This is a genomic window from uncultured Kluyvera sp., from assembly GCF_902485085.1.
GTDB lineage: Bacteria > Pseudomonadota > Gammaproteobacteria > Enterobacterales > Enterobacteriaceae > Kluyvera > Kluyvera ascorbata.
Genome location: NZ_CABTJS010000187.1, coordinates 19,370 through 34,159, shown reverse-complemented (window position 1 = coordinate 34,159; position 14,790 = coordinate 19,370). Strand labels below are relative to the sequence as shown.

13 protein-coding genes are annotated in these 14,790 nt (G+C 54.1%); 6 read left to right on the top strand and 7 right to left on the bottom strand.

Annotation, left to right across the window (positions count from 1 at the left end; all coding sequences use genetic code 11):
- From proS to fdnI, 4 genes are all read left to right on the top strand, one after another.
- Window positions 1-1,630: proline--tRNA ligase (gene proS, locus RDN66_RS23765; RefSeq protein ID WP_308538227.1), on the top strand; the 1,630-nt coding region annotated here is incomplete at its 5' end.
- Window positions 1,631-1,945: 315 nt separating this feature from the next.
- Window positions 1,946-4,996: a formate dehydrogenase-N subunit alpha gene (fdnG, locus tag RDN66_RS23760; RefSeq protein WP_308538226.1), complete on the top strand. Its 3,051-nt coding sequence runs from the start codon at window positions 1,946-1,948 to the stop codon at window positions 4,994-4,996.
- 12 nt (window positions 4,997-5,008) lie between these two features.
- Complete coding sequence (gene fdxH / locus RDN66_RS23755) at window positions 5,009-5,896, top strand: formate dehydrogenase subunit beta (protein WP_202216435.1); 888 nt, start codon at window positions 5,009-5,011, stop codon at window positions 5,894-5,896.
- A complete protein-coding gene (gene fdnI, locus RDN66_RS23750; protein WP_202216436.1) occupies window positions 5,889-6,542 on the top strand; it encodes a formate dehydrogenase-N subunit gamma in 654 nt (217 codons plus the stop codon). Before fdxH ends, fdnI begins: the two co-directional genes overlap by 8 nt.
- A gap of 87 nt (window positions 6,543-6,629) precedes the next feature.
- Here the strand turns inward: fdnI and nlpE are convergent, their stop codons facing one another.
- Genes nlpE through RDN66_RS23735 form a run of 3 tightly spaced genes read right to left on the bottom strand, consistent with a single transcriptional unit; the run spans window position 6,630 to window position 8,317 of the window.
- Window positions 6,630-7,325 carry an envelope stress response activation lipoprotein NlpE gene (gene nlpE / locus RDN66_RS23745; protein ID WP_123650813.1) on the bottom strand — a complete coding sequence of 232 codons (696 nt, stop codon included), beginning with the start codon at window positions 7,323-7,325 and terminating at the stop codon, window positions 6,630-6,632.
- Window positions 7,326-7,361: 36 nt separating this feature from the next.
- Entirely contained in the window at window positions 7,362-7,775 is a 414-nt protein-coding gene (gene arfB / locus RDN66_RS23740; RefSeq protein ID WP_035891981.1) for an alternative ribosome rescue aminoacyl-tRNA hydrolase ArfB, read from the bottom strand.
- Window positions 7,772-8,317, bottom strand: coding sequence for a YaeQ family protein (locus RDN66_RS23735; protein WP_202216437.1), 546 nt, complete (start codon window positions 8,315-8,317; stop codon window positions 7,772-7,774). Before RDN66_RS23735 ends, arfB begins: the two co-directional genes overlap by 4 nt.
- Before the next feature lie 176 nt (window positions 8,318-8,493).
- Between RDN66_RS23735 and RDN66_RS23730 the strand changes: the two genes are divergently transcribed.
- Window positions 8,494-8,694 carry a YaeP family protein gene (locus tag RDN66_RS23730; RefSeq protein WP_035891979.1) on the top strand — a complete coding sequence of 67 codons (201 nt, stop codon included), beginning with the start codon at window positions 8,494-8,496 and terminating at the stop codon, window positions 8,692-8,694.
- A complete protein-coding gene (gene rof / locus RDN66_RS23725; protein ID WP_035891978.1) occupies window positions 8,681-8,941 on the top strand; it encodes a Rho-binding antiterminator in 261 nt (86 codons plus the stop codon). The genes RDN66_RS23730 and rof overlap by 14 nt, the downstream gene beginning before the upstream one ends.
- Before the next feature lies 1 nt (window position 8,942).
- On the opposite strand, the gene tilS is transcribed toward rof, so the two are convergent.
- The 4 genes from tilS to RDN66_RS23705 all read right to left on the bottom strand — a co-directional run bounded on the left by tilS (window position 8,943) and on the right by RDN66_RS23705 (window position 14,744).
- On the bottom strand, window positions 8,943-10,259 hold the full coding sequence (gene tilS / locus RDN66_RS23720; protein WP_202218162.1) for a tRNA lysidine(34) synthetase TilS: 1,317 nt from the start codon (window positions 10,257-10,259) through the stop codon (window positions 8,943-8,945).
- A gap of 63 nt (window positions 10,260-10,322) precedes the next feature.
- Window positions 10,323-10,712, bottom strand: coding sequence for a VOC family protein (locus tag RDN66_RS23715; RefSeq protein ID WP_123650812.1), 390 nt, complete (start codon window positions 10,710-10,712; stop codon window positions 10,323-10,325).
- 62 nt (window positions 10,713-10,774) lie between these two features.
- On the bottom strand, window positions 10,775-12,913 hold the full coding sequence (gene ldcC / locus RDN66_RS23710; RefSeq protein WP_035891976.1) for a lysine decarboxylase LdcC: 2,139 nt from the start codon (window positions 12,911-12,913) through the stop codon (window positions 10,775-10,777).
- Between the two features lie 76 nt (window positions 12,914-12,989).
- Window positions 12,990-14,744, bottom strand: coding sequence for a glycoside hydrolase family 19 protein (locus RDN66_RS23705; protein WP_308538225.1), 1,755 nt, complete (start codon window positions 14,742-14,744; stop codon window positions 12,990-12,992).
- Window positions 14,745-14,790 lie beyond the last annotated feature (46 nt).

Sequence of the window (14,790 nt, the reverse complement as noted above, 5' to 3'; positions counted from 1 at the left end):
GATGATCCGCAAGCTGGCCTCCGGGTTATACACCTGGCTGCCGACCGGCGTGCGCGTCCTGAAAAAAGTCGAAAACATCGTGCGTGAAGAGATGAACAACGCCGGTGCTATCGAGGTGTTAATGCCGGTAGTTCAGCCTTCTGAACTGTGGGAAGAGAGCGGCCGTTGGGAACAGTACGGCCCGGAACTTCTGCGTATTGCAGACCGTGGCGATCGTTCATTCGTACTGGGTCCAACCCACGAAGAAGTCATCACCGACCTGATTCGTAACGAGCTGAGCTCATACAAACAGCTGCCGCTGAACTTCTATCAGATCCAGACCAAATTCCGTGACGAAGTACGCCCACGTTTTGGCGTGATGCGTTCCCGCGAATTCCTGATGAAAGACGCCTACTCTTTCCATACCTCTCAGGAATCCCTGCAGGAAACCTACGATGCAATGTACGCGGCCTACAGCAAAATCTTCAGCCGTATGGGTCTGGATTTCCGCGCAGTACAGGCTGACACCGGTTCTATCGGCGGTAGCGCTTCCCACGAATTCCAGGTGCTGGCGCAGAGCGGCGAAGACGATGTGATCTTCTCTGACTCTTCCGACTTCGCGGCAAACATCGAGTTCGCTGAAGCCGTGGCACCAAAAGAACCACGTGCAGCAGCAACGCAGGAAATGACGCTGGTTGATACACCGAACGCGAAAACCATCGCCGAGCTGGTTGAGCAGTTCAACCTGCCAATCGAGAAAACCGTGAAAACCCTGCTGGTGAAAGCGGTAGAAGGCAGCAAGTCTCCGCTGGTTGCCCTGCTGGTTCGCGGCGATCACGAGCTGAACGAAGTCAAAGCAGAAAAACTGCCGCAGGTTGCGAGCCCGCTGACCTTCGCCACAGAAGATGAAATTCGTGCGCTGGTGAAAGCCGGTCCAGGCTCACTCGGCCCAGTTAATATGCCAATTCCGGTGATTATCGACCGTACCGTCGCTGTGATGAGCGATTTCGCGGCCGGTGCTAACATCGACGGTAAGCACTACTTCGGCATCAACTGGGATCGCGACGTGGCGACGCCAGAAGTGGCTGACATTCGTAACGTTGTCGCTGGCGACCCGAGCCCAGACGGCAAAGGCACGCTGCTGATTAAACGCGGTATCGAAGTGGGCCACATCTTCCAGCTGGGTACCAAGTACTCCGAAGCGATGAAAGCGTCTGTTCAGGGCGAAGATGGTCGTAACCAGACCCTGACCATGGGCTGCTACGGTATTGGTGTAACTCGCGTAGTTGCGGCAGCCATTGAACAGAACTTTGACGACCGCGGTATCGTATGGCCAGACGCCATTGCGCCGTTCCAGGTTGCTATTCTGCCAATGAACATGCACAAATCCTACCGCGTTCAGGAGCTGGCTGAGAAGCTGTACGCTGAACTGCGCGCACAGGGCATCGAAGTGCTGATGGACGACCGTAAAGAGCGTCCAGGCGTGATGTTCGCAGATATGGAGCTTATCGGTATTCCTCACACCATCGTGCTGGGCGACCGTAACCTCGACAACGACGATATCGAATACAAATACCGTCGTAACGGCGAGAAGCAGCTGATTAAAACCGGCGACATCGTGAATTATCTGGTCAGCGCTATTAAAGGTTAATAACGCTCTCTGACCGCAAAAAAGCCTCGCATCCCGCGAGGCTTTTTATTATCCCCATCCTCCAGAACGACTACGCACACCATGGCGTTCTGCAACACGCCTCTATTAAGCGTGTCGGTACTGAGTCCTCCATGTACTGACGTTGGAATATCGCCTTGGTTTGTACAGAAAGCTTCCGCGATCAATTTTTCCAACATGAATAGCATTCTGAATATTGCGTCCCATCAATAACCCTACATGAGTAATGGTCTCCTGCAGGAATTAACCTTATAATCTTCATCCCTTTTCATGTCTTAAGTTTAAGCTGGAGGATACATGGAGCTCAGCCGGAGGCAGTTCTTTCGAATCTGCGCGGGCGGTATGGCAGGAACCACTGTTGCATCTCTCGGATTTTTATCATCTTTTTCCGTTCACGCGGAAACCCGTCAATACAAACTCTTAAAAGCCAAAGAGACGCGTAATAACTGTACTTACTGCTCAGTTGGCTGCGGCATGTTGATGTACAGCCTTGGCGACTCAGCCAAAAACGTTAAAGAAAGCATCTATCACATTGAAGGCGATCCCGATCATCCGGTAAGCCGCGGATCGTTATGCCCGAAAGGCGCAGGCGTGCTGGATTACATTCATAGCGAAACACGCCTGCAGTATCCCGAATACCGCGCGCCGGGGTCAGATAAATGGCAGCGTATCAGCTGGGATGAGGCTATTAATCGTATTGCGCGATTAATGAAAGATGACCGTGACGCTAACTTTATTGAGAAAAATGCCCAGGGCTTGACCGTCAACCGCTGGACGACGACCGGTATGCTGTGCTCCTCGGCAGCGAGTAATGAAACCGGGATTCTGGACGGTAAATTCACCCGTAGCCTCGGGATGGTGGCTATCGACTGCCAGGCACGCCTGTGTCACGGGCCAACCGTGTCAGCGCTGGCGCCGACCTTTGGGCGCGGTGCGATGACCAACAACTGGGTGGATATTAAAAACGCCAACGTGGTGCTCATTATGGGCGGTAACGCGGCGGAAGCGCATCCAGTCGGTTTTAAATGGGTCATTGAAGCGCAAACCAAAAACGATGCTACCGTGGTCGTGGTCGACCCGCGCTTCAACCGTAGCGCCGCCGTCGCCGATCTGTATGCGCCTATTCGCGCCGGTTCCGACACTGCATTCCTGCTTGGGGTAATCCGCTACCTGCTGGAAAACAACCGCGTACAGCACGAATACGTACGTCACTACACTAACGCCAGCCTGATTATCCGTGATGATTATCAGTTCGACGACGGCTTGTTCAGTGGCTATGACGACAAAAAACGTCAGTACGATAAGACAAGCTGGTTTTATCAGCTTGACGAACAGGGCCACGCCCTTCGGGATGAGACGCTAAGTCACCCGCGCTGCGTGTGGAATTTGCTCAAAAACCACGTCGAACGCTATACCCCGGAGATGGTCAACCGTCTGTGTGGGACATCCGTGGCGGATTTCACGCGTATCTGTGACATTCTCGCCAGCACCAGCGTACCGGACCGTACGGCAACAATCCTGTACGCATTGGGCTGGACGCACCACTCTGCCGGAGCGCAGATCATCCGCGCCGCCGCCATGCTACAGCTACTTTTAGGCAATATCGGCATGGCAGGCGGTGGCGTTAATGCTCTACGCGGCCACTCGAACATTCAGGGGTATACGGACCTTGGCCTGCTGTCGACGAATCTGCCGGGTTATATGCCATTGCCATCGGAGAAACAGCCGGACTACCAGACCTATATCACTCAAATTACCCCACCAGCGCTGGGAGTGAATGAAGTCAACTACTGGCAAAACACGCCCAAGTTCTTTGTCAGTATGATGAAAAGTTTCTGGGGTGACCATGCCACGACGGAGAATAACTGGGGCTACGACTGGCTGCCAAAATGGGATCGTCTGTACGACGTAATGACCCATGCTGAGCTGATGCTGGAAGGTAAGATTAACGGTTACATCGTACAGGGCTTCAACCCGCTGGCGGCGTTCCCGGATAAAAACAAATCATCCCGCGCCCTCGCCAAACTCAAGTATATGGTGGTTATCGATCCGCTGGCGACCGAGTCCTCCAACTTCTGGCAGCACCACGGCGAGATGAATGATGTGAAGCCGGAAGCGATCCAGACTGAAGTCTTCCGCCTGCCGTCCTCATGTTTTGCTGAAGAAGATGGTTCTATCGCCAACTCTGGTCGCTGGTTACAGTGGCACTGGGCAGCGGCAGAGCCGCCGGGTGAAGCGCTGCACGACGCGAAAATTCTCGGTCGATTGTATATGCGGTTGCGTGAGCTTTATCAGCAGGAAGGTGGTGCCAATCCCGAACCGCTGCTGAATATGCGCTGGGACTATAAAGATCCGTACGATCCACACCCGGAAGAAATTGCCCGTGAAGGTAACGGCATGGCGCTGGCAGATCTTTATGACGATAAAGGTCAACTTATCGCCAAAAAAGGTCAACAGCTCAGCAGCTTTGCGCAGCTTCGCGATGACGGCTCAACCAGCAGTTTCTGTTGGGTGTACTGCGGCAGTTGGACGGAACAAGGCAACCAAATGGCCAACCGCGACAACAGCGACCCGTATGGACTGGGTTGTACACCGGGCTGGGCGTGGTCATGGCCAGCGAATCGCCGCATTCTCTACAATCGCGCCTCCGCAGACCCGTCAGGTAAACCGTGGGACGCTAAACGCGCACTGCTGCATTGGGATGGTAAAAAATGGGCAGGCATGGACGTGGCCGATTACAGCCAGGCCGCGCCGGGCAGCAACGTCGGGCCATTTATCATGAACCAGGAAGGTGTCGCACGCCTGTTCTCGATTGACAAAATGAATGACGGGCCGTTCCCGGAACACTACGAACCGATTGAATCACCCATTGGTACCAACCCCCTTCACCCGGATGTGATCTCCAGTCCGGTGGCGCGTATCTATCATGATGATATCGCCAATATGGGCAAAGCAGATGCCTTCCCCTATGTTGCCACCACGTATTCCATTACCGAATTATTCCGCCACTGGACGAAGCACGCGTTGCTGAATGCCATCGCCCAGCCTGACCAATTCATCGAAATCGGTGAAGCGCTGGCGAGTCAAAAAGGTATTGCGGCAGGTGACACGGTCAAAGTGATGTCGAAGCGCGGTTATATCAAAGCAAAAGCAGTCGTCACCAAACGCCTGCAAACGCTGACGATAGACGGCAGAGCGGTAGATACCATCGGTATTCCTTGCCATTGGGGATTCGAAGGTGCCACCCGTAAGGGTTTCCTCGCCAACACGTTGACCCCATCGGTAGGTGATGCCAACTCGCAAACGCCGGAATATAAAGCGTTTCTGGTCAATATCGAGCGAGCGTAAGGAAGGGAAATCATGTCTATGCAATCACAAGATATTATCAAACGCTCGGCAACCAACAGCATTACGCCGCCGCCTCAGGCCAGGGATTACCGTGCTGAAGTAGCAAAACTGATTGATGTCTCGACCTGTATTGGCTGTAAAGGCTGTCAGGTTGCCTGTTCAGAGTGGAACGACATGCGCGATGAAGTGGGCTACTGCAACGGTGTCTACGACAATCCGACCGATCTCAGCGCCAAGGCCTGGACGGTAATGCGCTTTAGTGAAACCACCCAGAATGACAAACTGGAATGGCTTATCCGCAAAGATGGCTGCATGCACTGCGCTGACCCCGGCTGCCTGAAAGCTTGCCCATCTGCCGGAGCGATTATTCAATACGCCAACGGTATTGTCGATTTCCAGTCTGAGCACTGTATTGGCTGCGGCTACTGTATTGCGGGATGTCCATTCAATATCCCACGGCTGAATCCTGAGGATAACCGTGTCTACAAGTGCACGCTTTGCGTTGATAGGGTCAGCGTGGGCCAGGAACCAGCCTGTGTAAAAACCTGTCCGACCGGAGCTATTCAGTTTGGCACGAAAAAAGAGATGCTGAATGCGGCAGAGGCTCGCGTAATGCAGCTTAAAAAACGTGGTTACGCCCACGCGGGCGTTTACAACCCGCAGGGGGTTGGCGGCACTCACGTCATGTACGTACTCCATCATGCAGACCAGCCGTCGCTGTACCACAACCTGCCGGACAATCCAAAAATCGCCGCGCCGGTGAACCTGTGGAAAGGGATCCTCAAACCACTCTCCGCCGCCGGATTTATCGTCACCTTTGCCGGGCTTATTTACCACTACGTGGGCATTGGACCAAACAAAGAGACGGATGATGATGAGGAGGAGAATGATCATGAGTAAAAGCAAAATGATTTTGCGCACCCGGTTCATCGATCGTGCCTGTCACTGGACGGTCGTGATCAGTTTCTTCCTGGTGTCGCTTTCCGGTATTGCGCTTTTCTTCCCGACGCTGCAATGGCTTACCGAAACCTTTGGTACACCTCAGATGGGACGGATTCTCCATCCGTTCTTTGGGGTGATGATCTTTGTCGTATTGATGTTTATGTTTGTTCGTTTTGTACACCACAATATTCCCGATAAACAGGATCTTCCCTGGATTAAGGGTATCGTTGAGGTATTGAAGGGGAATGAACATAAAGTCGCGGATGTTGGCAAATATAACGCCGGGCAGAAAATGATGTTCTGGAGCATCATGAGCCTGATCTTTGTGTTATTAGTCACAGGCGTGATTATGTGGCGGCCTTATTTCGCGCACTATTTTCCGATTACCGTAGTGCGCTGGAGCCTGCTTATCCATGCGACTGCCGCCATCGTGCTGATCCACGCCATTCTGATACATATGTATATGGCCTTCTGGGTAAAAGGATCCATCGAAGGCATGATTGCCGGCAAGGTCAGCCGACGCTGGGCGAAGAAACATCATCCGCGCTGGTATCGTGAGATTGAAGCCGCTGAGCAAGAGACGCAAAACCGCAAAATGTCATAGCCCGCCACACATACCGCACCTTTACAGGTGCGGTTTTCTTTTACCCTGCCCCTCGTGCACAGCGAGCAGGAACTTTTTTAGATAGCGTTAATTTGCACAGCCTTTACCCGCGACAAACTTCGCGTTTTTATCGGTTGCCAGCGTTTTCACCATCGCGCCGGTATCCGGGTTCGGCTCAACGGTAAAGTGCCCGTCAACCACCAGCAGAATCGGCTTGCTGTCGCTGCCTTGTGCGGCGGCGTAGTCACGCTCCAGCTGCGCGTTATTCGCTACTGCCACGCGCTGTCCGGTGGCGCAGTCGGTGAAGGTTGCCGCATCCGCCATATAGAAGTACATCCCGCGCATCGCCATTGGCGTGGTTGGCAGGCTGGCTTTCACCGGCTCCAGCGTATAGTTAAGTTTTGATTCAATCGGGTTACCCTCGCGATCGAGCATCTCCAGCTTCTCGCCCTTCGCGCGGTAGTAAGATTTCTCGCCTTCGCTATCGGTCAGCACCAGCTTATCAGCGGTACGCGCCCAGGTACCGTAGGAACCAAACGACGACGGTTCACGGCTCACGCCCTGATAGCGTTCGTTCATCACCCAGGTGCCGTCCTTTTCGAGGAACAACGAGGTTTCAATACCTTCGCAATCGGCGCAAGGGATAACGCCACGCCAGCTTTGCTGCATCGGCGTTAACTCAGCCGCCTGAGTCGGTTTAAGCGTCTTCACTTCCGAATGGTTGCACCCGAAAAGCCCAAACAGCATCCCCGTAGCCGCAATGGCTAATATCGCTTTTTTCACCCTCAATTCCTTATTCTTATTACATCCACGTCCGGCTTAATAGCGAACTTTACCGCGCAAATTTTTCACTGAAGACTTTTGCGCTTTCGACGTCAGCCGCCGCTCCTTCGAAGCCCGGGTTGGGCGCGTCGGTCGTCGGCTTTTTTGTTCTGCGGTCAGCGTCTGGATAACCGCGACCAGGCGAGCTATCGCCGCTTCACGGTTCATTTCCTGACTGCGGTACTCCTGCGCCTTAATAATAATCACACCATCGGCAGAAATTAAGTGGTGGTTAGCTTCGAGCAGGCGCTCTTTATAATACTCTGGCAGGCTGGAAGCTCGGATGTCAAAACGCAGGTGAATCGCCGTTGAGGTCTTATTCACGTGCTGACCACCCGCCCCCTGCGCCCGAATGGCGGTAATCGTCAGCTCCGAGTCTGGGATACTCACCTGCCGGGAGATAACAATCATGCCGGCAGCTGCCATGGCGTCAGGTGAATTTCCAGATTATTCTGAGCGTCAGAAAGCCAGATTGCCCCTTCTTGAATGGTGGCCTGCAGCGTCATGGTGCGTTCAGCAAACGCGCTCAGTTTCGCTAGCTGTTCGTCGTCAAGATACCAAACCGCCAGGTTCTTAAAGCCCGCCATCTTGTTCTGATTTTGCTGCCACCAAATCTCTGCCGCACGACTATTGTAGGTGAATAACGCCACCTCTTGAGACAGACTGCAGGCTTTTTTAATTCGACGTTCATCCGGCAGACCGAGTTCAATCCACAAGTCGATACCCATATGGTCGTTGCGCAGCCATACTTCCGGCTCGTCCTCAGAAGAAAGGCCGCGGGTAAACTGCAGACGTTCGTTCGCGTACTTAATCCACGCCAACAGGCGCAGCATCATGCGCTCCTGGGTTTCGGAAGGATGGCGAGCCAGCGTTAACGACGCGTCCAGAAACTGGTTTCGGTCGAGATCCGCGACGTTCACCACCGCCTTATAAATTGTTGCTTTCAGCGCCATGACTTCACTCCTGCGAAAAATGGGGCTCATTGTAGCGAAATCAGGGCCAAAAGGCTGTCCTGAATTGCATCCGCCGTCGCTCATCCCGCTGATAATGCTTAAATGAGTATGATATAGTCACCTTGCTAAACAGAGATTATCTTCATAGGCTTATTGAAGCGCAGACAGGAGGGCACGTGGGCAACTATTGTGAGTTGATTCGTCAACGCTACGCAGAGATTGCGAGCGGTGATTTGGGGTATATCCCGGATGCGCTAGGTTGTGTACTGAAGGTGTTGAACGATGTTGCGGCGGATAATGCCATTTCCGAATCAATCAGGGAAAAAGCCGCGTATGCGGCGGCAAACTTACTGGTGAGCGATTATGTCGATGAATGATACTTATCAACCCATCAATTGTGATGACTATGACAATCTTGAGCTCGCCTGCCAGCACCACCTCGTCCTGTCGCTGGAGCTGAAAGACGGCGAAGTGCTGCAAGCCAAGGCTCATGATCTGTTATCACGTAAAAACGTGGAATATCTGGTCGTTGATAGCGCGGGCGAACTGCGCGAACTGCGCCTCGACCGTATTACCAGCTTCAGCCACCCCGAAATCGGGACCGTGGTCGTTAGCGAATCATGATTCAATCACGGGCGGCATCGCTGCCCGTTTTATCCCACCTCAGCGCTATACCCTTACCTGCTTCACACGTCCCGTCGACCGTGACAAAGACACCAACCGCCGTAATGAGCGTTTCACCATAAAATAGCAGCGGCGTGGTGTCGCGTAGCCAGGGCGGTACGCCCAGCTCCTGCCAGATTTTCTTGAGCTTACGGCCACCGTGACGACCGACAATATGCAGCATCCCCGGCGCTTTAAACCGCACGGAAACCAGCTCATCAGCTCGCGGCGAGCGAATATCGCCGCCAGCGGCGCAGTGCAGTTGACCTAGTTCCCCCGGCAGTACCAGCGGCATCGTGCGGTCAGCCCATTCCAGCACCGATTCTGTTTGCCTCTCCAGCGCCTTCACCCACCAAAGCTGCTGCTGATAGCGGCGAACCTCGAAGTTCCCCAGACGCAGGCAAGGCGTCGCGTCTTCCCGCGCCAGCGCCACCTCTTGCCACACCCTGGCTATCGTCTCACGCGAAGGCATCGGCGCACCGAGCCACGCCAGCCAGCGGCGCAAAATCGCCGCCCGTTTTGGCGCGCTCATCGTCATCATCGGTTCGATGGTCAACGTCCCGGCATCCGTACGCAGTCGCGCAAGCTCATCCGCCAGCAGTTCATCCAGCAACTGTTCCTGCTCAGCGCACAGCGCCGCGCTTCTGGCCGATGCTTCGGCAAAGTGGGGCCAGCGGGCGTTGAGTAACGGTAAGACGCGCAGACGCAGGAAATTACGATCATAGGCATCGTCCTGGTTGCTCTCATCCTCAATCCACGTCAGCGCATGCGTCTGCGCCCAGTGCAGCAACGCCGCACGGGTTTCATGTAACAGCGGACGAATCAACTGCGTGTCACCAAACGCCGCATACGTCGGCATAGCTGACAGTCCGGCGGGCCCACTACCGCGTTTAAGCGCTAACAGCAGGGTTTCGCTTTGATCGTCAAGATGCTGCGCCGTAAGCAGTACCTCTCCCGGGATAAGCGCCTCGCGAAAAGCCTGATAGCGCGCGGTTCGTGCTTCCGCCTCTAGCCCCAGACCGTTTTGCGCCAGGGTGACTCGTTCTACCACCAGTGGCACCTGCCATTGTGTACAAAGCCGCTGGCAATGCGCTACCCAGCTATCGGCGTTCTGACTAATGCCGTGATGGATATGGACCGCGCGCAACGAAATGGATGGCTCCTGCTGACGCCAGCAGACCAGTTGATGCAACAGTACCGTTGAATCAAGGCCACCGCTGAATGCCACCAGAAACTGGCGGTGCGGTGAGAGTCGTTGCGCGAGCGAAGATATTGTCATGGGGATGTCGTCATCAGAAAGATAGCCCGGCACGTTACCGGGCCGGGCGCTCACAGGCAAGCCTTACTGCTGGTATAGCTCCAGCGGCAGGCCGTCTGGGTCATTGAAAAAGGTAAAACGCTTATCGGTAAACGGGTCGATACGGATCGCTTCACAAGCGACACCATGCGCCTCAAGGTGCGCCACCGCCGCATCGATATCATCGACGCTGAACGCCAAATGGCGCAGGCCACAGGCTTCCGGGCGGCTTGGGCGCGCTGGCGGGAACGGGAAAGAGAACAGCTCAATCACATATTGACCGTTTAGCGCCAGGTCGCCTTTCCATGAATCGCGTTCATGTCGATAAACTTCGCTTTGCAGCGTAAAACCAAGAATATCGCAGTAGAAGGATTTACTCTTAGCGTAATCGGTCGCAATAATGGCAATGTGATGAATCTGTTTTAATCCCAACATCGTTTCTCTCCGTTAACCGTATCTCAGCACGTTACCCGCGCGGGTCGTTATCACGCAACCCCTCAATGGTTTTTTAGGACTCTCACACGGTAGACGCCGTTTTCATCGCGTTTTGCACCGTGGATATCGGTTTCAAAGCCCGGATAATGTCGCCCAACGGAGCAGAGCATCAGCAGGAAGTCGAGCACAGAACGACTCTCTTCCGTAATCATCTCACCCGGCATCAACAGCGGTACGCCCGGCGGGTACGGCAGGATCATATTGGCCGAAACGCGCCCGACCAGATCTTCCAGCGCCACCGTTTCCACCTCGCCTTTGATCTGTTTCTGCCACGCCCGATGCGGCGTGAGCTTCATCTCTGGCAGCACGTCAAAGGCGCGCAGCATCAAGCGCGGAAGATCGTGCTGGCGAATCAGGCGATGGATCCCCTGCGCCAGATCCTGGATACGCATATTGCGATAGAAGTCAGGATCTTCAGCGTAGAGATCCGGCAGCATGTTCTTCACTCGCAGGTTCAGATCGTAGGCGCGCTTAAACTCGGTGAGACCACGCAGCAGCCCCATCGCGCGGGTTTTATCGATCCCAATGCTAAACAAGAACAGCAGGTTATACGGCCCGGTCTTTTCGACGACCACGCCGTGTTCATCAAGGTACTTCGCCACCAGCGCTGCCGGAATACCCTCATCGCTCATGTTGCCCTGTTCATCCATTCCCGGCGTAAGGATTGTCACCTTCACCGGATCGAGGAACATATGGTCGGCATCGGCATCGCTAAAACCGTGCCACTCTTCACCCGGGGAAACCGGCCAGCACTCCGCTTCGTCGATGGCTTCCGGCTGCCAGATATCAAAGAACCAGCTGTCCGACTCTTCGCGCAGGCGCTGAACCTCTTTGCGGAAATGCAGCGCACGCTCCACCGAGCGGTTAATCAGGCGTTTACCGGGGTTACCGCGCAGCATGGCTGCCGCCGTCTCTATTGAGGCGACAATCGGGTAGCTTGGCGAGGTGGAGGTGTGCATCATAAAGGCTTCGTTGAAGGTATCTTCGTCGTAGTCGCCCTTAATGTGGATTAACGAGGCCTGCGACAGCGCCGCCAGCATCTTGTGCGTAGATTGCGTTTCGAAGAAGACCTTGCCGGGCACCCGCTCACCGCTCATGCCGCTTTTACCCTGATAGATGGGATGGAAGTGGGTATACGGCACCCAGGCCGAATCGAAGTGAATCGACGGCACGTCCAGCGTCTGTTTGATCCAGTTAGTGTTATACAACAGACCGTCGTAGGTGGAGTTGGTGATAACCGCATGCACCGGCCACTCGGCGCCGTCGGTACTGTTCACCTTCTGCTGCAGGCTGTCGCGGGTAAACTCGCGCTTCGGAATGCCGCCAAGTATCCCCAGCGCATTGCGCGTCGGCTTCAACCACAGCGGCACAACGTCGTTCATCATCAGCAGGTGCGCCAGCGACTTATGGCAGTTACGGTCAATCAGCAGCGTGCTGCCGCTCGGAGCGGCGTACATGCCGACGATTTTGTTCGAGGTTGAGGTACCGTTGGTCACCATATAGCTCTGCTCGGCGCCAAAGGTGCGGGCGATATACTCTTCGGCCTCAAGGTGCGGCCCGGTGTGATCCAGCAGTGAGCCCAGTTCGGTGACGGAAATCGACACGTCGGCCTTCAGCGTATTCGCGCCGAAGAAATCATAGAACAGGCAGCCTACCGGGCTTTTCTGGTAAGCCGTACCGCCCATGTGTCCGGGCGTACAGAAAGTGTATTTGCCTTCCGTGACGTAGGTAAACAGCGCTTTGGTGAACGGCGGCGTGATGTTATCGAGGTATTCGTCGGTATACTGGCGGATGCGCGTGGCGATATCGTCGGCCTGGCCCAGCGCATATTCAAAGAACCACAGCGCCATACGCATGTCGTGCGCGCTGACGTCCATCGTCGAGTGGTTATTGATAAAGGCGTAGAGCGGCAGATACTCATTAAGCTGATTTATCTCACCGCAGAGATCGACGCTGTATTCGTCCCAGTCAAAAATCACGCCACTGATACGCGGGTTGTGTTCGATAAACTTCAGCAGATCGGCGCTGTTCTGTGGCCAGATAATCTGAAACCCCTGATGCTGTAGCGCACGTTCGAGTTCCTTAATGGGCTCATCTTTATAAAAGACGCCATGCGGTCCCATGATGGCAATGATATTCATGCGTTCCTCCTGGAAAAACCTGAGGTAAGCATAGTAACAATCCTGCCAGTGCATAGCACTGACAGGATTTTTTAGATTAAAGCGCCTTCCAGGCATCTCCCCATGCAAACCCCACGCCCGGTTCATAATAGCTTGGGCTGGAGTTACACCAGGCACCGTCTGGCAGTGGCTTACATTGATACAGTGCGCCGTTGTTATTCACAATATCACCCGCCGACCAGGTGGTTGCACTGTTCCAGGCTGGATAGGTTACATCCGCACCCTGCTCACCAGAGGATTTCGCTTTTACGTTCAGCGTATACTCCGTCGTGTCAGAAAGTGTGCCATCACTTACCTTCAGGTTGATCACATACTGGCTATCTTTTGTCACCACTGGTGCCGTGAACGTCACTACGGACTTATCTTCACCACTGACGGTTTGACCATCCTGAGACATCCAGGTATAGGTCAGTTTATCGCCATTAGCGTCGCTAGAATCCGCTGCGCTCAACGATACCTGGGCACCCGCCTCAACGGCGCCGACCGGCCCCGAAATATGCGCGACAGGTGCGACATTTTCAGCAGGCGTTGGAGTCGGTTTAGTGCTGTCCTCTGATTTACCAGAATCGTCTACTACGTTAACGTTAAAATACTTCTGTACGCACTTCGTGTAGTCGCCTTCTTTAAACGCGGTGAAAGGCGTCTGATAACCGACCAGCTGACAAGAATAGGTTTTACCGTCAGGTGTATCCGCACTCCATCCCCAATCTTCTTCCCAGTAGATAGGCAGGGCACCAGCGCCACCTTCGTCAAACTGCTTCATGTTCTTACAGCCGAGGACCTCATCGTCGGCAACCGGCACTTTCAGATAGTTGGCAAACTCTTTGTAGTAAGCGATACGGTTAAGAGACTGAGCATTCTCTTCTGCCCCGCCGCACTCTACGCCACCGTTGATAATCTGAATAGTCACGCCAAATCCGTCAACCAGGCCATTAGCTTTATCATGGTCATTAGGCTGCCAGGTGCCGTCGATAACATGCAGCATGGATGGTTTTGGAGGCTGTGGGTAAACGAAGAAGAATACCGCACTTGCCAGGTTCATCCAGGTGTCTGCCACCAGTTCCGGTTTATCCAGCAGAGGACGAACGTCACCACCGTACATGGCATCCGAGAACGGACCATAGTTATAGTTATAGGAAAGCTGTTTTGCACCGCGACCAAAGTAGCTCAGGTAGTCGCCGTCTTTATCTGTGCCGCAAGGCCAGGTCTGTCCCTGCCAGATATCAGGATTACATTCGCCGTTGTAGCCGCCTTTTTGCCCTTCAACCCAACCGACTTCACGCAGATAAACCAAAGCCTGACGCCACTCTGGAATATCGCGCCAGCTTTCATGGCCACCGGTTTCCTGTGCAAAGTGCGCAAACATTGTCGCCAGAGATTTCCGGCAAATGGCATCACTATCACGCCCATCAGTATAGGTCCCGCATACCGCTGGGAATTTGCCAATGGCTTTCAGAAAATTACTGTACGTGTATTCCGATGCCCGCATCGGGAACAGAAAATCCCAGTCCTGTTCTGAAATAATGCTTTCTACGCGTTTAACGTTTTCCGGATTGGCCGCCCGACCGGGTTCAATCTTCTCGACTTCACTGTTTGCCAGTGTCGCGATGGAGGATTTAACTGCGTTCATTAACGGGAAATCCGTTAATGATTTCTCTTTTGCCGCCAGGTCACTGGCATTAATGGTATAGAGCTCACTGCTACTCAGCAAAGACGCAGCATGTGCGCCAGATAAACTAAAAATAATCCCTGCAGCAACGGCGCCTACCGCCATTTTTTTTCGCATTGCCATATCTATTCTCCTTGAGTGTTATGTCTAACCAGCCGGAAACGCATCG

Coding starts and splice junctions, on each gene's coding strand:
- fdnG (WP_308538226.1), top strand. CDS start 1,946: ATGGAGCTCAGCCGGAGGCAGTTCTTTCGAATCTGCGCGGGCGGTATG.
- fdxH (WP_202216435.1), top strand. CDS start 5,009: ATGTCTATGCAATCACAAGATATTATCAAACGCTCGGCAACCAACAGC.
- fdnI (WP_202216436.1), top strand. CDS start 5,889: ATGAGTAAAAGCAAAATGATTTTGCGCACCCGGTTCATCGATCGTGCC.
- arfB (WP_035891981.1), bottom strand. CDS start 7,775: ATGATTGTTATCTCCCGGCAGGTGAGTATCCCAGACTCGGAGCTGACG.
- RDN66_RS23735 (WP_202216437.1), bottom strand. CDS start 8,317: ATGGCGCTGAAAGCAACAATTTATAAGGCGGTGGTGAACGTCGCGGAT.
- rof (WP_035891978.1), top strand. CDS start 8,681: ATGTCGATGAATGATACTTATCAACCCATCAATTGTGATGACTATGAC.
- tilS (WP_202218162.1), bottom strand. CDS start 10,259: ATGACAATATCTTCGCTCGCGCAACGACTCTCACCGCACCGCCAGTTT.
- RDN66_RS23715 (WP_123650812.1), bottom strand. CDS start 10,712: ATGTTGGGATTAAAACAGATTCATCACATTGCCATTATTGCGACCGAT.
- ldcC (WP_035891976.1), bottom strand. CDS start 12,913: ATGAATATCATTGCCATCATGGGACCGCATGGCGTCTTTTATAAAGAT.
- RDN66_RS23705 (WP_308538225.1), bottom strand. CDS start 14,744: ATGGCAATGCGAAAAAAAATGGCGGTAGGCGCCGTTGCTGCAGGGATT.